Source organism: Pseudomonas sp. UBA2684, assembly GCA_002354655.1.
GTDB lineage: Bacteria > Pseudomonadota > Gammaproteobacteria > Pseudomonadales > Pseudomonadaceae > Aquipseudomonas.
Genome location: DELY01000017.1, coordinates 49,583 through 66,250 on the forward strand (window position 1 = coordinate 49,583; position 16,668 = coordinate 66,250).

30 protein-coding genes and 1 pseudogene are annotated in these 16,668 nt (G+C 56.2%); all 31 read right to left on the reverse strand.

Going from position 1 to position 16,668, the window contains the following annotated elements:
* Positions 1-82 precede the first annotated feature (82 nt).
* Positions 83-2,236: a catalase/peroxidase HPI gene (gene katG / locus B3M58_RS07660; RefSeq protein WP_296218074.1), complete on the reverse strand. Its 2,154-nt coding sequence runs from the start codon at positions 2,234-2,236 to the stop codon at positions 83-85.
* A gap of 117 nt (positions 2,237-2,353) precedes the next feature.
* Complete coding sequence (locus B3M58_RS07665) at positions 2,354-2,521, reverse strand: hypothetical protein (protein WP_296218075.1); 168 nt, start codon at positions 2,519-2,521, stop codon at positions 2,354-2,356.
* A 27-nt stretch (positions 2,522-2,548) separates the two neighbouring features.
* Positions 2,549-2,935 (reverse strand): 50S ribosomal protein L17, encoded by a 387-nt coding sequence (gene rplQ / locus B3M58_RS07670; RefSeq protein ID WP_160347644.1) that lies wholly within the window; start codon positions 2,933-2,935, stop codon positions 2,549-2,551.
* A gap of 42 nt (positions 2,936-2,977) precedes the next feature.
* A complete protein-coding gene (locus B3M58_RS07675) occupies positions 2,978-3,979 on the reverse strand; it encodes a DNA-directed RNA polymerase subunit alpha (RefSeq protein ID WP_296218079.1) in 1,002 nt (333 codons plus the stop codon).
* A 22-nt stretch (positions 3,980-4,001) separates the two neighbouring features.
* Complete coding sequence (gene rpsD / locus B3M58_RS07680; protein ID WP_296218082.1) at positions 4,002-4,622, reverse strand: 30S ribosomal protein S4; 621 nt, start codon at positions 4,620-4,622, stop codon at positions 4,002-4,004.
* Positions 4,623-4,639: 17 nt separating this feature from the next.
* Positions 4,640-5,029: a 30S ribosomal protein S11 gene (gene rpsK / locus B3M58_RS07685; RefSeq protein WP_013789773.1), complete on the reverse strand. Its 390-nt coding sequence runs from the start codon at positions 5,027-5,029 to the stop codon at positions 4,640-4,642.
* A 30-nt stretch (positions 5,030-5,059) separates the two neighbouring features.
* The gene (rpsM, locus tag B3M58_RS07690) at positions 5,060-5,416 is read right to left on the reverse strand and encodes a 30S ribosomal protein S13 (RefSeq protein WP_255837044.1); all 357 of its coding nucleotides are present in this window, start codon (positions 5,414-5,416) and stop codon (positions 5,060-5,062) included.
* 133 nt (positions 5,417-5,549) lie between these two features.
* Entirely contained in the window at positions 5,550-5,666 is a 117-nt protein-coding gene (rpmJ, locus tag B3M58_RS07695) for a 50S ribosomal protein L36 (protein WP_002555468.1), read from the reverse strand.
* Between the two features lie 28 nt (positions 5,667-5,694).
* Entirely contained in the window at positions 5,695-7,023 is a 1,329-nt protein-coding gene (secY, locus tag B3M58_RS07700; RefSeq protein ID WP_296218083.1) for a preprotein translocase subunit SecY, read from the reverse strand.
* Positions 7,024-7,458, reverse strand: coding sequence for a 50S ribosomal protein L15 (gene rplO, locus B3M58_RS07705; protein ID WP_296218084.1), 435 nt, complete (start codon positions 7,456-7,458; stop codon positions 7,024-7,026).
* Positions 7,459-7,461: 3 nt separating this feature from the next.
* Positions 7,462-7,641: a 50S ribosomal protein L30 gene (rpmD, locus tag B3M58_RS07710; RefSeq protein WP_079204534.1), complete on the reverse strand. Its 180-nt coding sequence runs from the start codon at positions 7,639-7,641 to the stop codon at positions 7,462-7,464.
* 2 nt (positions 7,642-7,643) lie between these two features.
* Positions 7,644-8,144: a 30S ribosomal protein S5 gene (rpsE, locus tag B3M58_RS07715; protein WP_013789768.1), complete on the reverse strand. Its 501-nt coding sequence runs from the start codon at positions 8,142-8,144 to the stop codon at positions 7,644-7,646.
* 3 nt (positions 8,145-8,147) lie between these two features.
* Positions 8,148-8,498 carry a 50S ribosomal protein L18 gene (gene rplR, locus B3M58_RS07720; RefSeq protein ID WP_279825268.1) on the reverse strand — a complete coding sequence of 117 codons (351 nt, stop codon included), beginning with the start codon at positions 8,496-8,498 and terminating at the stop codon, positions 8,148-8,150.
* Between the two features lie 10 nt (positions 8,499-8,508).
* Entirely contained in the window at positions 8,509-9,042 is a 534-nt protein-coding gene (gene rplF / locus B3M58_RS07725) for a 50S ribosomal protein L6 (RefSeq protein WP_296218085.1), read from the reverse strand.
* Positions 9,043-9,054: 12 nt separating this feature from the next.
* Positions 9,055-9,447 carry a 30S ribosomal protein S8 gene (rpsH, locus tag B3M58_RS07730; protein WP_013789766.1) on the reverse strand — a complete coding sequence of 131 codons (393 nt, stop codon included), beginning with the start codon at positions 9,445-9,447 and terminating at the stop codon, positions 9,055-9,057.
* 183 nt (positions 9,448-9,630) lie between these two features.
* A complete protein-coding gene (rpsN, locus tag B3M58_RS07735; protein ID WP_296218087.1) occupies positions 9,631-9,936 on the reverse strand; it encodes a 30S ribosomal protein S14 in 306 nt (101 codons plus the stop codon).
* Positions 9,937-9,949: 13 nt separating this feature from the next.
* Positions 9,950-10,489 carry a 50S ribosomal protein L5 gene (gene rplE / locus B3M58_RS07740; protein ID WP_296218088.1) on the reverse strand — a complete coding sequence of 180 codons (540 nt, stop codon included), beginning with the start codon at positions 10,487-10,489 and terminating at the stop codon, positions 9,950-9,952.
* Between the two features lie 20 nt (positions 10,490-10,509).
* On the reverse strand, positions 10,510-10,824 hold the full coding sequence (gene rplX / locus B3M58_RS07745; RefSeq protein ID WP_008374158.1) for a 50S ribosomal protein L24: 315 nt from the start codon (positions 10,822-10,824) through the stop codon (positions 10,510-10,512).
* 11 nt (positions 10,825-10,835) lie between these two features.
* A complete protein-coding gene (gene rplN, locus B3M58_RS07750; RefSeq protein WP_003289207.1) occupies positions 10,836-11,204 on the reverse strand; it encodes a 50S ribosomal protein L14 in 369 nt (122 codons plus the stop codon).
* Between the two features lie 23 nt (positions 11,205-11,227).
* Positions 11,228-11,494: a 30S ribosomal protein S17 gene (gene rpsQ, locus B3M58_RS07755; RefSeq protein WP_296218093.1), complete on the reverse strand. Its 267-nt coding sequence runs from the start codon at positions 11,492-11,494 to the stop codon at positions 11,228-11,230.
* A 2-nt stretch (positions 11,495-11,496) separates the two neighbouring features.
* Positions 11,497-11,688 (reverse strand): 50S ribosomal protein L29, encoded by a 192-nt coding sequence (rpmC, locus tag B3M58_RS07760; protein WP_002555481.1) that lies wholly within the window; start codon positions 11,686-11,688, stop codon positions 11,497-11,499.
* On the reverse strand, positions 11,688-12,101 hold the full coding sequence (rplP, locus tag B3M58_RS07765) for a 50S ribosomal protein L16 (RefSeq protein ID WP_003243901.1): 414 nt from the start codon (positions 12,099-12,101) through the stop codon (positions 11,688-11,690). Before rplP ends, rpmC begins: the two co-directional genes overlap by 1 nt.
* Positions 12,102-12,113: 12 nt before the next feature.
* Entirely contained in the window at positions 12,114-12,800 is a 687-nt protein-coding gene (gene rpsC, locus B3M58_RS07770) for a 30S ribosomal protein S3 (RefSeq protein WP_296218095.1), read from the reverse strand.
* A gap of 13 nt (positions 12,801-12,813) precedes the next feature.
* Positions 12,814-13,146, reverse strand: coding sequence for a 50S ribosomal protein L22 (gene rplV / locus B3M58_RS07775; protein ID WP_003210077.1), 333 nt, complete (start codon positions 13,144-13,146; stop codon positions 12,814-12,816).
* 11 nt (positions 13,147-13,157) lie between these two features.
* Complete coding sequence (gene rpsS / locus B3M58_RS07780) at positions 13,158-13,433, reverse strand: 30S ribosomal protein S19 (protein WP_010486981.1); 276 nt, start codon at positions 13,431-13,433, stop codon at positions 13,158-13,160.
* Between the two features lie 16 nt (positions 13,434-13,449).
* Positions 13,450-14,274: a 50S ribosomal protein L2 gene (gene rplB / locus B3M58_RS07785; RefSeq protein ID WP_090255801.1), complete on the reverse strand. Its 825-nt coding sequence runs from the start codon at positions 14,272-14,274 to the stop codon at positions 13,450-13,452.
* 14 nt (positions 14,275-14,288) lie between these two features.
* Positions 14,289-14,588, reverse strand: a complete 300-nt coding sequence (gene rplW / locus B3M58_RS07790; RefSeq protein WP_296218096.1) for a 50S ribosomal protein L23 — start codon at positions 14,586-14,588, stop codon at positions 14,289-14,291.
* The gene (gene rplD, locus B3M58_RS07795; RefSeq protein WP_296218098.1) at positions 14,585-15,187 is read right to left on the reverse strand and encodes a 50S ribosomal protein L4; all 603 of its coding nucleotides are present in this window, start codon (positions 15,185-15,187) and stop codon (positions 14,585-14,587) included. Before rplD ends, rplW begins: the two co-directional genes overlap by 4 nt.
* A gap of 12 nt (positions 15,188-15,199) precedes the next feature.
* A complete protein-coding gene (rplC, locus tag B3M58_RS07800) occupies positions 15,200-15,835 on the reverse strand; it encodes a 50S ribosomal protein L3 (RefSeq protein ID WP_296218100.1) in 636 nt (211 codons plus the stop codon).
* 82 nt (positions 15,836-15,917) lie between these two features.
* Positions 15,918-16,229, reverse strand: coding sequence for a 30S ribosomal protein S10 (gene rpsJ / locus B3M58_RS07805; protein ID WP_013789756.1), 312 nt, complete (start codon positions 16,227-16,229; stop codon positions 15,918-15,920).
* A gap of 141 nt (positions 16,230-16,370) precedes the next feature.
* Positions 16,371-16,668, reverse strand: a pseudogene (locus B3M58_RS07810) (elongation factor Tu); the annotation flags it as partial.

A 16,668-nucleotide genomic window follows, 5' to 3' on the forward strand; every position in this document is an offset into this window, starting at 1 on the left:
AACGCCTCCACAAGGGAGGCGCTGCATCGGTTGACGGACTCGCCAGACGCAGCGCCAAGCGGCGCCCACGCCCGGCAATGACTCAGGCGAGGTCGAAGCGGTCCAGGTTCATCACCTTGGTCCAGGCAGCGACGAAGTCCTTGACGAACTTCTCCTTGGCGTCGCTTTGGGCATAAACCTCGGCCAAAGCACGCAGCACCGAGTTGGAACCGAAGATCAGGTCGTTGCGCGTGGCAGTCCACTTCAGCGCACCGCTCTGGCGGTCCTTGCCCTCGAACACTTCCGCTTGGCTGTCCAGCGACTTCCATTCGGTTGCCATATCGAGCAGGTTGACGAAGAAGTCAGTGCTGAGCACGCCGACCTTCGCGGTGAATACCCCGTGCTTACTGCCATCGTGGTTGGCACCGAGCACGCGCAGACCACCGACGAGCGCGGTCATTTCCGGGGCGGTCAGGGTCAGCAGCTGCGCACGGTCGAGCAGCAAAGCCTCGGTCGTCGCACCGATCGTGCCCTTCTTATAGTTGCGGAAGCCATCGGCGATGGGCTCCAGCACGGCGAAAGACTCGACATCGGTCTGCGCCTGCACGGCATCCACGCGGCCGGGGGCGAATGGCACATCGACGTTCACGCCAGCGGCCTTGGCGGCCTGCTCGACCCCCACGCTGCCGGCCAGCACGATCACGTCAGCCAGCGAAGCCTTACCAGATGCCCGCTGGATGCCCTCAAGCTTGGCCAGCACCCTGGCCAATTGCGCCGGGCTGTTGGCTTCCCAGTCCTTCTGCGGCGCCAAACGAATGCGCGCACCATTGGCGCCGCCACGCTTGTCGCCACCGCGGAAAGTCGAGGCCGAAGCCCAGGCGGTAGACACCAGCTCGGCAACCGACAGGCCGGAAGCCAGGATCTGCGCCTTCAGTTCGGCGATGTCCGCCGCGCTCGGCTTGTGCGCGGCTGCTGGCAGCGGGTCCTGCCAGATCAAGTCTTCGCTCGGCACTTCCGGGCCAAGGTAGCGCGCTTTTGGCCCCATATCGCGGTGGGTCAGCTTGTACCAGGCGCGAGCGAAGGCTTCGGCGAAGGCTTGCGGGTTCTCGTAGAAGCGCTTGGAGATCTTGCCGAACTCCGGGTCGAAACGCAGAGTCAGGTCGGTGGTCAGCATGGTCGGCTTGTGCTTCTTCGACGGATCATGCGCATCCGGGATGATCTCCGGCGCATCCTTGGCAATCCACTGCTTGGCACCAGCGGGAGACTTGGTCAGCTCCCACTCGTACTTGAACAGGTTCTCGAAGAAGTTGTTGCTCCACAACGCCGGGGTCTTGGTCCAGGTCACTTCCAAACCGCTGGAAATGGTGTCGCCACCGTGGCCCTTGCCATAGTTGCTGATCCAGCCCAGCCCCTGCGACTCGATCGGAGCGGCTTCCGGGTCGGGGCCCTTGTGTGATTCCGGTGCAGCGCCATGGGTCTTGCCGAACGTGTGACCACCGGCGATCAGGGCGACAATTTCTTCGTCGTCCATCGCCATGCGATAGAACGTGGCGCGGATGTCGTGGGCGGCGGCTAGGTAGTCGCCGCTGGCATTCGGACCTTCCGGATTCACGTAAATCAGGCCCATGTGGGTAGCGGCCAGATTGCTGTCCAATTCGCGATTGCCGTGGAAGCGCTTGTCATCGCCCAGCCAGGCGGTTTCGCTGCCCCAGTTCACGTCATTGTCCGGCTCCCAGGTATCCTCGCGACCACCGGCAAAACCGAAGGTGCGGAAACCCATCGACTCCAACGCGACGTTACCCGCGAGGATGAACAGGTCGGCCCAGGAAATCTGCTGCCCGTACTTTTGCTTGATCGGCCACAGCAGGCGGCGCGACTTGTCGATGTTGACGTTGTCCGGCCATGCGCCGAGCGGTGCGAAGCGCTGCTGACCGCGACCGCCGCCGCCGCGGCCGTCAACAGTGCGGTAGGTGCCGGCACTGTGCCAAGCCATACGAATGAACTGCGGGCCATAGTGGCCGAAGTCGGCCGGCCACCAGTCCTGCGAGTCGGTCATCAGCTTGACCAGATCGGCCTTCAACGCGGCGTAGTCGAGCTTCTTGAATTCTTCGGCGTAATTGAACTGCTCACCCAGCGGGTTGGACTTTGACGAATGCTGGTTAAGCAGATCGACGCGCAACTGATTAGGCCACCAATCCTGGTTACTGGTGCCGCCACCGGCGACATGATGGAACGGGCACTTTGATTCGGTCGACATGTATTCTCTCCTTATCAGGTCAATCAGCTGGCTTACGCCAACAGTTAGGAAAGACTAGACCCTGACAGACAGACCAACCAATGCATTGAAAGCAATGCAGGCGATAGAAATTATTTTTCAATCAACGCGCAGATACGGCATCAATGCGTCGCTCGCTGGCGGGATATCGGCATTCATGGCGCGGGCCAGCGGCATGACGATGGCAATGGCCAGGCAGCCGAAGGCCTGGAAACCAAGGTATGGGCTTGCGGAAACATTTATCTCAGCAACAAAAAACCGGGCCAAGGCCCGGTTTTTTTTACAACCTACAACTTACTCGGCGTCTACCGCTGCACCGGCGACCGGACGGTCAACCAGCTCAACATAAGCCATCGGAGCATTGTCGCCAGCGCGGAAACCGCACTTGAGGATACGCAGGTAACCGCCCTGACGGGTGGCGTAGCGCTTGCCCAGGTCGTTGAACAGCTTACCGACGATGGCTTTCGAACGCGTACGGTCGAAGGCCAGACGACGATTGGCAACGCTATCTTCTTTAGCCAGAGTAATCAGCGGCTCGGCAACGCGACGCAGCTCTTTGGCTTTCGGCAGAGTAGTTTTGATCAGCTCGTGCTCGAACAGCGATACCGCCATGTTCTGGAACATGGCCTTGCGGTGTGCGCTGGTGCGGCTGAGGTGACGGCCACTTTTACGATGACGCATGGTTCAATTCCTTACCAAACTCACGTTCGGTGATGATGACGATCAGGCAGTAGCCTTATCGTCTTTCTTCAGACTTGCCGGCGGCCAGTTGTCGAGGCGCATACCGAGGGACAGACCGCGAGAAGCCAGAACATCCTTGATTTCAGTCAGGGATTTCTTGCCCAGGTTCGGCGTTTTCAACAGTTCTACTTCGGTGCGCTGAATCAGATCGCCGATGTAGTAAATGTTCTCTGCCTTGAGGCAGTTTGCCGAACGCACAGTCAGTTCCAGGTCATCTACCGGACGCAGCAGGATCGGATCGATCTCGTCTTCCTGCTCGATTACCACAGGCTCACTGTCACCTTTGAGGTCGACGAACGCAGCCAACTGCTGTTGCAGAATGGTTGCGGCACGGCGGATAGCCTCTTCCGGGTCCAGAGTACCGTTGGTCTCCAGGTCAATAACCAGTTTGTCCAGGTTGGTGCGCTGCTCAACACGAGCGTTTTCCACCACGTACGACACACGACGCACCGGGCTGAACGACGCATCAAGCTGCAAGCGACCAATGCTGCGGCTCTCATCTTCGTCGTTCTGACGGGCGTCAGCCGGCTCATAGCCGCGACCACGAGCTACAGTGAGCTTCATGTTCAGCGCGCCAGTGGAGGCCAGGTTGGCGATTACGTGGTCGCCATTGACGATTTCGACATCATGATCCAGCTGAATATCGGCAGCGGTAACTACACCCGAGCCCTTCTTCGCCAGAGTCAGCGTCACTTCGTCGCGACCGTGCAGTTTGATAGCCAAGCCTTTCAGGTTGAGCAGGATTTCAATGACGTCTTCCTGAACACCTTCGATGGCGCTGTACTCATGAAGTACACCGTCAATCTCGGCCTCGACTACTGCACAGCCAGGCATGGAGGACAACAGGATGCGACGCAGCGCGTTGCCCAGGGTATGGCCAAAGCCACGCTCGAGAGGCTCGAGAGTGATCTTGGCGCGGGTCGGACTGACCACCTGCACATCAATGTGACGGGGGGTCAGGAACTCATTTACCGAAATCTGCATGGATGCACCTATTTTCTAGCCCTTACTTGGAGTAGAGCTCGACAATCAGGCTTTCGTTGATGTCGGCGGACAGATCGTTACGAGCCGGGACGTTTTTGAACACGCCAGACTTCTTCTCAATGTCTACTTCTACCCATTCAACGCGGCCACGCTGGGCACACAGCTCAAGAGCTTGAACAATGCGCAGCTGATTTTTCGATTTCTCGCGAACTGCAACCACGTCACCAGCTTTAATCTGGTAGGACGGTACGTTTACAGTCTTACCGTTGACGCTGATCGCTTTGTGCGAAACCAACTGACGGGATTCGGCACGTGTTGCGCCAAAGCCCATACGGTAAACCACGTTATCCAGACGGCATTCGAGCAGTTGCAGCAGGTTCTCACCAGTAGCGCCTTTCTTGCCGGCAGCTTCTTTGTAATAACCGCTGAATTGACGCTCAAGCACACCGTAGATACGACGAACTTTTTGCTTTTCACGCAGCTGGGTGCCGTAGTCGGACTGACGGCTACGGCGCTGACCGTGAATACCTGGGGCTGCTTCGATGTTGCACTTCGATTCCAGAGCGCGGACGCCGCTTTTCAGGAAAAGATCAGTGCCTTCACGACGAGACAGTTTGCATTTGGGACCAATGTAACGAGCCATTTCTCACTGTCTCCTGATTACACGCGACGCTTCTTCGAAGGACGGCATCCGTTGTGCGGGATGGGCGTCACATCGGTGATGCTGGCGATCTTGTAACCGCAACCGTTCAAAGCACGGACAGCGGACTCACGACCCGGACCGGGACCCTTGACGTTCACGTCGAGGTTCTTCAGGCCGTATTCCAGCGCAGCTTGACCAGCACGCTCTGCAGCCACCTGGGCAGCGAACGGGGTGCTTTTACGCGAGCCGCGGAAACCCGAACCACCGGAGGTAGCCCAGGACAGGGCGTTACCCTGACGGTCAGTAATGGTCACGATTGTGTTGTTGAAAGAAGCGTGGATGTGGGCGATGCCATCAACCACCGTCTTTTTGACTTTCTTACGAGTACGAGCAGCAGGTTTTGCCATGACTAGATTCCTGTCGATGCGCGAATGCGATTACTTGCGGATCGGCTTACGCGGGCCCTTACGGGTACGCGCGTTGGTCTTGGTACGCTGACCGCGAACCGGCAGACCACGACGATGACGCAGGCCGCGGTAGCAACCCAGGTCCATCAAGCGCTTGATTTTCATGTTCACTTCACGACGCAGGTCGCCTTCGGTATTCACCTTGGCCACTTCGCCACGCAGCTGCTCGATCTGCTCGTCAGAGAGATCTTTGATCTTTACCGCCGGATTAACACCGGTAGCTGCACAGATTTTCTGTGCCGTGGTGCGACCAACACCAAAGATGTAGGTCAGCGAGATAACAGTGTGCTTGTTATCCGGAATGTTAACGCCTGCAATACGGGCCATTCAGTGTAACTCCAATTGACAGCTACCTACGCCCCGGAAGCCAAGAAATAGGGCGCGAGATATTAACGCTGTAAAAACAAATAATCAACCCGACAGCGCACTAGCTGCCGGGCTTGTAACGCTTCAATCACACTCAGCCTTGGCGCTGCTTGTGACGCGGTTCCGCGCTGCAAATCACTCGCACAACACCTTCGCGACGAATAATTTTGCAGTTACGGCACAGCTTTTTCACCGATGCACGAACTTTCATCACCAACTCCTCGAACCTTATGGACACTTCAGCGGAGCATGCCGCTGCCGTAGCCCTTCAGGTTGGCTTTCTTCATCAGGGATTCGTACTGGTGCGAAACGAGGTGCGATTGTACTTGCGACATAAAGTCCATCACAACCACTACCACGATCAGCAACGAGGTCCCGCCAAGGTAGAACGGTACGTTGGCCGCCACCACCAGAAACTGGGGCAACAAGCATACGGCCGTCATGTACAGAGCACCGAACATAGTCAAGCGAGTCAACACGCCATCGATATAGCGCGCCGATTGCTCACCGGGACGGATACCCGGAATAAAGGCACCGGACTTCTTCAGGTTTTCCGCTACGTCTTTCGGGTTGAACATCAGCGCCGTGTAGAAGAAGCAGAAGAAAACGATCCCTGCACTAAACAGCAAAATATTCAACGGCTGACCAGGAGCGATAGCCTGTGAAATATCCTGCAGCCAGCCCATACCTTCAGACTGACCAAACCAGGCACCCAGCGAAGCCGGGAACAACAGAAGGCTGCTGGCGAAAATAGCCGGGATAACCCCCGCCATATTCACCTTCAACGGCAAGTGGCTGGTCTGCGCCGCGAAGACCTTACGGCCCTGCTGACGCTTGGCGTAATGCACCGCAATGCGACGCTGACCACGCTCAATGAACACCACGAAACCGATGATCGCTACTGCCAACAAACCGATGGCGATCAGCGCGAAGATATTGATATCGCCCTGCCGAGCAGACTCGAAAGACTGCCCAATCGCCGACGGCAGACCGGCTACGATGCCCGCAAAAATCAGCATCGAAATACCGTTGCCAACACCGCGCTCGGTGATCTGCTCGCCCAACCACATCATGAACATCGCACCCGCCACAAACGTGGTGACTGCAACGAAGTGGAAGCCGAAATCGACCGAAAACGCTACGCCCTGACTCGCCAAACCAACGGACATGCCGATTGCTTGAACGAAAGCCAGGACCAAGGTGCCGTAGCGGGTGTATTGGCTGATCTTGCGACGACCAGCCTCACCTTCCTTCTTCAACTGTTCCAACTGCGGGCTGACAGCAGTCATGAGCTGCATGATGATCGACGCCGAAATGTACGGCATGATCCCCAACGCAAAAATGCTCATCCGCTCCAGCGCGCCGCCGGAAAACATGTTGAACAAGCTAAGAATGGTCCCCTCATTCTGTCGAAACAGGTCCGCCAACCGGTCCGGATTTATGCCTGGAACTGGGATGTGTGCGCCAATCCGATAGACGATGATCGCCATGAACAGAAAGCGCAGACGAGCCCAGAGCTCGGATAACCCGCCATTGCTGAGCGCTGAGAGAGCACCTTGCTTAGCCATTTATTCCTCGAACTTACCGCCAGCTGCTTCGATAGCCGCGCGCGCACCTTTGGTGGCGGCGATACCTTTAAGGGTGACCGCCTGAGTAACCTCACCGGACAGCATGACTTTCACACGCTGTACGTTTTGGTTGATCAGGTTGGCATCCTTCAGCGCCTGCAGAGTAACAATGCCGCCTTCGATTTTATTCAGCTCGGAAGTACGCACTTGCGCACGATCCATAGCCTTCAAAGATACGAAACCGAACTTGGGCAGACGGCGGTGCAGAGGCTGCTGGCCGCCTTCGAAACCCGGAGCAATGGTGCCACCGGAGCGAGAGGTCTGACCCTTGTGGCCACGGCCACCAGTCTTACCCAAACCGCTACCGATACCACGGCCCGGACGGTGCTTCTCGCGACGGGAACCCGGCGCAGGACTCAAATCGTTCAGGTACATGTATTAACCCTCGACTCGCAGCATGTAGTAAGCCTTGTTGATCATCCCGCGATTCTCGGGAGTATCCAGCACTTCTACGGTGTGACCGATGCGACGCAGACCCAAACCCTTTACACAGAGCTTATGGTTCGGGATGCGGCCGGTCATGCTTTTGATCAGCGTGACTTTTACGGTGTTAGCCATGATTAGAGAATCTCCTCGACGCTCTTGCCACGCTTGGCCGCAACGGAGTCCGGCGACTGCATAGCTTTCAAACCTTTGAAAGTGGCATGTACCACGTTCACCGGGTTAGTCGAGCCGTAGCACTTAGCCAGAACGTTTTGCACACCAGCCACTTCCAGCACAGCACGCATAGCGCCGCCAGCAATGATACCGGTACCTTCAGAGGCCGGCTGCATGTACACCTTGGAGGCGCCATGAGCAGACTTCATCGCGTATTGCAGCGTAGTGCCGTTCAGATCCACCTGGATCATGTTGCGACGCGCAGCTTCCATTGCCTTCTGGATCGCAGCCGGTACTTCACGGGATTTGCCACGGCCGAAACCGACGCGACCCTTACCATCACCCACCACGGTCAACGCGGTGAAAGTGAAGATACGGCCACCCTTAACGGTTTTGGCAACGCGGTTAACCTGTACCAGCTTCTCGATATAGCCTTCGTCGCGCTTTTGGTCGTTATTTGCCATAACTTAGAACTCCAGCCCGCCTTCACGAGCAGCATCAGCCAGCGCCTTGACGCGGCCGTGGTACTTGAAGCCAGAACGGTCGAATGCAACCTGAGTCACACCAGCGGCTTTCGCACGCTCAGCAACCAGCTCACCAACTTTCTTGGCCGCGTCGACGTTGCCAGTGGCGCCGTCACGCAGTGCTTTGTCCAAGGTAGAGGCGCTGGCCAGAACCTTGCTGCCGTCGGCCGAAATGACCTGGGCATAGATGTGCTGCGAAGAGCGATACACACAGAGACGCACGACTTCGAGTTCGTGCATTTTCAGGCGTGCTTTGCGAGCGCGACGCAGTCGAGTAACTTTTTTGTCGGTCATTTGCTATGCCCTACTTCTTCTTGGCTTCTTTACGGCGGACGACTTCGTCAGCGTAACGAACACCTTTGCCCTTATAAGGTTCAGGACGACGGAAGTCACGAATCTCCGCAGCAACCTGACCAACCAGTTGTTTGTCGACACCCTTGATCAGGATCTCGGTCTGGTTCGGGGTTTCAGCAACCACACCTTCCGGCAACTCATAGTCGATCGGATGGGAGAAGCCGAGAGCGAGGTTCAGCACCTGACCTTTGGCTTGCGCCTTGTAACCAACACCAACCAGCTGCAGCTTACGCTCGAAGCCAGCGCTAACACCGATCACCATATTGTTGACCAGAGCGCGAGTGGTACCGGCCATTGCGCGAGTCTGCTGATCGCCATTGCGAGCAGCGAAACGCAGCTCACCAGCTTCCTGCAGGACTTCAACGGACGAGTGAACGTTCAGTTCGAGAGTGCCCTTGGCACCCTTCACCGACAGTTGCTGACCGGCGAGTTTGACCTCAACACCAGCGGGCAACTTAACGGGGTTCTTAGCAACGCGAGACATGCTTATCCCCCCTTAGAACACTGTGCAAAGCACTTCGCCGCCGACACCGGCAGCGCGCGCAGCGCGGTCCGTCATCACACCTTTGTTGGTGGAGACGATGGATACGCCAAGACCGCCACGAACTTTCGGCAGATCATCGACGGACTTATATTGGCGAAGGCCTGGACGGCTGACGCGCTTCACTTCTTCGATAACCGGACGGCCTTCGAAGTATTTCAGCTCGATGGACAGCTGCGGCTTTGCTTCGCCGCTGATCTGATAACCCGCAATATAACCTTCGTCTTTCAAAACTTTGGCTACAGCCACCTTCAACGTGGAAGACGGCATGCTTACGACGGACTTTTCAGCCATCTGGGCATTACGGATACGAGTTAGCATGTCCGCTAACGGGTCCTGCATACTCATGGGCTAGACGCTCCTGATACAAAAAGAATTAGCCTTGCGGCTAAGAGTCGCTGAATATTCCGGGAAAAACGAACCCCAGGCTCAGGCGAGCCGAACATTCTAGAGACTGCTCAAAAATGAATCAAGCCCCAAAGGGGCCTGATTCACAACAAAGACAAAGCCGGCACTAGGCCGGCTCTGTTTTTACCAGCTGGCTTTCACCAGACCTGGTACGTCACCACGCATCGCAGCTTCACGCAGCTTGATACGCGACAGACCGAACTTGCGATAAACGCCGTGCGGACGGCCGGTAATCCGGCAACGGTTACGCAGGCGCGCAGCGCTTGCGTCACGCGGCTGCTTCTGCAGAGCCACCTGAGCTTCCCAGCGCGCTTCCGGACTGCTGTTCGGATTGGCGATGGTAGCTTTCAGCTCGGCACGCTTTTTAGCGTACTTGGCTACCGTTTGCTGACGCTTCAGCTCGCGGTTTTTCATGCTTGTCTTGGCCATGATCCAGCTCCAGTCAGTTGCGGAACGGGAATTTGAAAGCACGCAACAGAGCGCGACCTTCATCATCCGTACGGGCAGTGGTGGTCAGGGTAATGTCCAGACCACGCAGGGCATCGATCTTGTCGTAATCGATTTCCGGGAAAATGATCTGCTCTTTCACGCCCATGCTGTAGTTACCACGACCATCGAAGGACTTGGCATTCAGGCCGCGGAAGTCGCGAACCCGAGGCAGGGAAATGGACAGCAGACGATCCAGGAACTCATACATACGATCGCGGCGCAGGGTTACCTTGACGCCAATCGGCCAACCTTCACGAACCTTGAAGCCTGCAATCGACTTCCGAGCATGAGTCACAACGACTTTCTGACCGGTAATCTTTTCCAGGTCGGCAACAGCGTGCTCGATGATTTTCTTGTCACCGATCGCTTCGCCCAGACCCATGTTCAGGGTGATCTTGGTAATGCGCGGAACTTCCATCACGTTGGCGAGCTTAAGTTCATCCTTAAGCTTCGGCGCGATTTCTTTCCGGTAAATCTCTTTTAGTCGTGCCATGGTCTTCTACCTAGCAGTGTTCAAGCATCAACCGCTTTTTGGGTCGACTTGAAGACACGAATTTTTTTACCTTCTTCAACTTTGAAACCAACGCGGTCAGCCTTGTTGGTTTCACCGTTGAAAATGGCCACGTTAGAAGCGTGCAGAGGCGCTTCTTTCTCGACGATACCGCCCTGAACGCCCGACATCGGGTTCGGCTTGGTATGGCGCTTCACCAGGTTGATCCCACCAACGACCAAACGGTCGTCAGCGAGAACCTTGAGCACCTTGCCACGCTTACCTTTGTCTTTGCCGGCGATCACGATGATCTCGTCGTCACGACGAATCTTTTGCATGTCGGATCTCCTTACAGCACTTCAGGTGCGAGCGAGACGATCTTCATGAACTTCTCAGAGCGAAGTTCACGAGTCACTGGCCCAAAAATACGGGTGCCGATCGGCTCTTGCTTGTTGTTCAACAGAACAGCAGCGTTGCCGTCGAAGCGAATGATCGAGCCATCAGGACGACGAACGCCGTGACGAGTGCGGACTACGACAGCAGTCATCACTTGGCCTTTCTTCACTTTACCGCGCGGAATTGCTTCCTTGACGGTCACCTTGATGATGTCGCCGATGCCAGCGTAGCGGCGATGCGAGCCACCCAGCACCTTGATGCACATAACGCGACGAGCACCGCTGTTGTCAGCGACGTCGAGCATGGATTGAGTCTGAATCATATAATTTCTCCGACCCTTAGCCCTTAGACTTCCACTGCGCGTTCGAGGATCTCAACCAGCGCCCAAGACTTGGTCTTGGCAACGGGACGGGTTTCGCGAATGGAAACTTTGTCGCCGATGTGGCACTGGTTGGTTTCGTCGTGCGCGTGCAGCTTGGTCGAACGCTTGACATATTTGCCGTAGATCGGGTGCTTTACGCGACGCTCGATCAATACGGTGATGGTCTTGTCCATCTTGTCGCTGACGACACGGCCGGTCAGCGTACGGACTGTTTTTTCGGCTTCAGCCATGATCACTTACCTGCCTGCTGGTTGAGCACAGTTTTCACACGAGCGATGTCGCGCTTAACTTGCGAGAGCAGGTGAGACTGCCCCAACTGGCCAGTTGCTTTCTGCATACGCAGATTGAACTGGTCGCGCAGCAGGCCGAGCAGTTGCTCGTTCAGCTGCTGTGCTGATTTTTCACGAAGTTCATTCGCTTTCATCACATCACCGTCCGCTTAACAAAAGTGGTGGCGAGCGGCAGCTTTGCAGCAGCCAGGGCGAAAGCCTCACGCGCCAACTCTTCGGAAACGCCTTCGATCTCATACAGGACTTTGCCTGGCTGGATCTGGGCTACCCAATATTCAACGCCACCCTTACCTTTACCCATCCGCACTTCGAGAGGCTTCTTGGTAACCGGTTTGTCAGGGAACACGCGAATCCAGATTTTCCCGCCACGCTTAACGTGACGAGTCAGAGCACGACGAGCGGACTCGATCTGGCGGGCGGTGAGACGACCGCGGGCAACAGACTTCAGCGCGAACTCGCCGAAGCTGACTTTGCTACCGCGCTGAGCCAAGCCACGGTTGTGGCCGGTCATCTGCTTGCGGAACTTCGTACGCTTTGGTTGCAACATTTGGCGTACCCCTTACTTAGCAGCTTTTTTACGAGGCGCGGGTGCTTGCGGCTTCAGTTCTTCATGGCGACCACCAATTACTTCGCCTTTGAAGATCCAAACCTTGACACCGATCACACCATAAGTGGTGTGCGCTTCGTACGTGGCATAGTCGATATCGGCACGCAGGGTGTGCAACGGCACACGACCTTCGCGATACCATTCGGTACGTGCAATTTCAGCACCACCGAGACGACCGCTCACTTGGATTTTGATGCCCTTGGCACCAATACGCATGGCGTTCTGTACAGCGCGCTTCATGGCGCGACGGAACATCACACGACGCTCCAGCTGCTGAGCTACGCTCTGCGCAACCAGCATACCGTCGAGCTCCGGCTTGCGGATTTCTTCGATATTGATGTGCACAGGCACACCCATTTGCTTGGTCAGGTCCTGACGCAGCTTCTCAACATCTTCACCTTTCTTACCGATAACGATACCGGGACGAGCAGTGTGGATGGTGACACGTGCGGTTTGAGCCGGACGAGCAATGTCGATACGGCTTACGGACGCGCTTTTTAATTTGTCTTGGAGATACTCACGCACCTTCAGATCAGCGAACAAATAGTCCGCATAAGTCCGACCGTCTGCGTACCAGACGGAGGTGTGCTCCTTGACGATTCCCAGGCGAATGCCAATGGGATGTACTTTCTGACCCATCTGATCGACTCCGTTACTTGTCCGCAACCTTGACAGTGATATGGCAAGACCGCTTGACGATGCGATCAGCGCGGCCTTTGGCACGCGGCATGATGCGCTTCAGCGAACGCCCTTCGTTGACGAAAACGGTGCTGACCTTCAAGTCATCAACATCTGCGCCTTCGTTGTGCTCGGCGTTGGCTACAGCCGACTCCAGCACTTTCTTGATGATCTCGGCGGCTTTCTTACTGCTGAAAGCCAACAGGTTGAGCGCTTCGCCCACCTTCTTCCCGCGGATCTGGTCGGCGACCAAGCGGGCTTTCTGGGCGGAGATTCGAGCGCCCGACAACTTAGCGGCTACTTCCATTTCCTAACCCCTTAACGCTTGGCTTTCTTGTCAGCCACGTGCCCACGATAGGTACGAGTGCCGGCAAATTCGCCCAGTTTGTGGCCGACCATGTCTTCGTTCACCAGAACTGGAACATGTTGACGACCGTTATGCACAGCAATGGTCAGACCGACCATTTGTGGCAGGATCATCGAACGACGCGACCAGGTTTTCACTGGCTTGCGATCGTTCTTTTCCACCGCCACTTCGATCTTCTTCAGTAGGTGAAGATCAATAAAAGGACCTTTTTTCAGAGAACGTGGCACTGTCGTATCCCTCTATTTACTTGCGACGACGGACGATCATGTTGTCGGTGCGTTTGTTACCACGAGTCTTCGCGCCCTTCGTCGGGAAGCCCCATGGAGACACCGGATGACGACCACCAGAGGTACGACCTTCACCACCACCGTGTGGGTGGTCAACCGGGTTCATGGCAACACCACGAACGGTTGGGCGAACGCCACGCCAGCGTTTGGCACCGGCTTTACCCAGCGAACGCAGGCTGTGCTCGGAGTTCGAGACTTCGCCCAGGGTCGCACGGCACTCGGCCAGCACTTTACGCATCTCACCGGAACGCAGACGCAGGGTCACGTAGACACCTTCACGCGCAATCAGCTGAGCAGAAGCACCAGCGGAACGAGCGATCTGAGCACCTTTACCCGGCTTCAGTTCGATACCGTGAACAGTGCTACCAACTGGAATGTTACGCAGTTGCAGGCTGTTGCCCGGCTTGATCGGAGCCATGATGCCAGCTACCAGCTGATCGCCAGCACTCACGCCTTTAGGGGCGATGATGTAGCGACGCTCGCCGTCTGCATACATCAGCAGAGCGATGTGTGCGGTACGGTTCGGATCGTATTCAATACGCTCAACAGTGGCTGGAATGCCATCTTTGTCGTTGCGACGGAAATCGACCAGACGGTAATGCTGCTTGTGGCCACCACCGATATGACGGGTGGTGATACGACCATTGTTGTTACGACCGCCAGTCTTCGACTTCTTCTCGAGCAGCGGAGCGTAAGGAGCGCCTTTGTGCAGCTCCTGATTGACCACCTTGACCACAAAACGGCGGCCAGGGGAAGTCGGTTTGCATTTAACGATTGCCATGATGCACCCCTTCCTTACTCAGCACTGCTGGCGAAATCGAGATCTTGGCCCGGCTGAAGGGAGATGATCGCCTTCTTCCAGTCGTTACGCTTGCCCAGGCCGCGAGCGGTGCGCTTAGTCTTACCGAGAACATTCACGGTATTGACAGCAGCAACATTCACACTGAACAGGCTTTCGACGGCCTTCTTGATTTCCAGCTTGGTTGCATCGGTTGCAACCTTGAAAACGAACTGACCTTTCTTGTCAGCGAGAACCGTGGCCTTCTCGGAGATGTGCGGGCCAAGCAGCACTTTAAATACGCGTTCCTGGTTCATCCCAGCAGCTCCTCGAATTTCTTCACGGCAGAAACGGTGACCAGCACCTTTTCGTACGCGATCAGACTGACCGGGTCGGAACCTTGCACGTCACGAACATCGACGTGTGGCAGGTTGCGCGCAGCCAGGTACAGATTCTCATCAATAGCATCGGACACGATCAGCACATCGGTCAGACCCATGCCATTCAACTTGCCCAACAGTTCTTTGGTTTTCGGAGCTTCTACGCTGAAGTCTTCAACCACTACCAAACGATCAGTACGCACCAGCTCAGCAAGAATCGAACGCAATGCAGCGCGATACATTTTCTTGTTCAGCTTCTGGTCATGATTCTGCGGACGAGCAGCGAAAGTCACACCACCGCCACGCCAGATCGGACCACGAGTGGTACCCGCACGAGCGCGACCAGTACCCTTCTGACGCCACGGGCGCTTACCGCCACCGGACACATCAGAGCGGGTCTTCTGCTGCTTGCTGCCTTGACGGCCGCCGGCCATGTAGGCCACAACTGCTTGGTGAACCAGGGTCTCGTTATAATCGCCGCCGAAAGTCGCTTCCGACACTTCGATAGCTTGAGCGCCATTTACATTTAATTGCATGTCAGCTTCCCCTTAACCGCGAGCCTTGGCTGCTGGACGCACAACCAAGTTGCCGCCAGTAGCACCAGGAACGGCACCCTTGACCAACAGCAGGTTGCGTTCAGCATCGACGCGCACTACTTCCAGGGACTGCACAGTCACGCGCTCAGCACCCATGTGACCGGACATTTTCTTGCCCTTGAAGACGCGACCCGGAGTCTGGCACTGGCCAATGGAACCCGGAACACGGTGGGACACGGAGTTACCGTGCGTGTTGTCTTGGCCGCGGAAGTTCCAACGCTTGATGGTACCGGCAAAGCCTTTACCCTTGGACTGACCGGTGACATCCACCATCTGACCAGCTTGGAAAATTTCAGCGTTGATCAGATCGCCAGCCTGGTAGTCGCCTTCTTCAAGACGGAACTCCCAAACACCACGACCTGCCGCGACGCTCGCCTTAGCGAAGTGACCGGCCTGAGCCTTGCTGACACGAGAAACGCGGCGCTCACCGACAGTGACTTGCACTGCGCGATAGCCATCGGACTCTTCAGTTTTGAACTGGGTGACGCGATTCGGCTCGATCTCAATGACCGTAACCGGAATGGAGACACCTTCTTCGGTGAAAATGCGGGTCATACCGCACTTACGACCGACTACACCAATAGTCATGTTGTAACCTCATGAGTGTACGGGGCTTTCACCCGCTATGGCCGCCCATTTCAGAGCGTTACACGACTAAAACCCCAAGGTTTTAGCCGAGGCTGATCTGCACTTCCACGCCAGCCGCAAGATCAAGCTTCATCAACGCATCAACGGTTTTATCCGTTGGCTGGACAATGTCCAGAACGCGTTTATGAGTACGGATCTCATACTGATCGCGCGCGTCTTTGTTGACGTGCGGTGAAGTCAGTACGGTGAACCGCTCTTTGCGGGTAGGCAGAGGAATCGGACCACGCACCTGAGCACCAGTACGTTTCGCGGTTTCCACGATTTCCTGGGTTGATTGATCGATCAGGCGATGGTCAAAAGCCTTCAACCGAATACGGATTTGTTGGTTTTGCATTTTGACCTCAGATTCCAAGCTGCTATTCCCAACGGGCGCAATACGCCCGTTAAAAGGAGGCGCAATTCTATAGACGCCCCCTATGAGTGTCAACCCAATAAAAAAGCCCCCGCAAGCGGAGGCTTTTTCTTAGAGCAGCGCTTACGCGATGATCTTGGCCACTACACCAGCGCCGACGGTACGACCGCCTTCACGGATAGCGAAACGCAGACCTTCTTCCATCGCGATGGTCTTGATCAGGGTAACGGTCATTTGCACGTTATCACCTGGCATTACCATCTCAACGCCTTCCGGCAGTTCGCAGTTACCGGTCACGTCAGTCGTACGGAAGTAGAACTGCGGACGGTAGCCTTTGAAGAACGGCGTATGACGACCGCCTTCTTCTTTGCTCAACACATACACTTCTGCAGTGAAGGTGGTGTGCGGCTTGACCGAACCC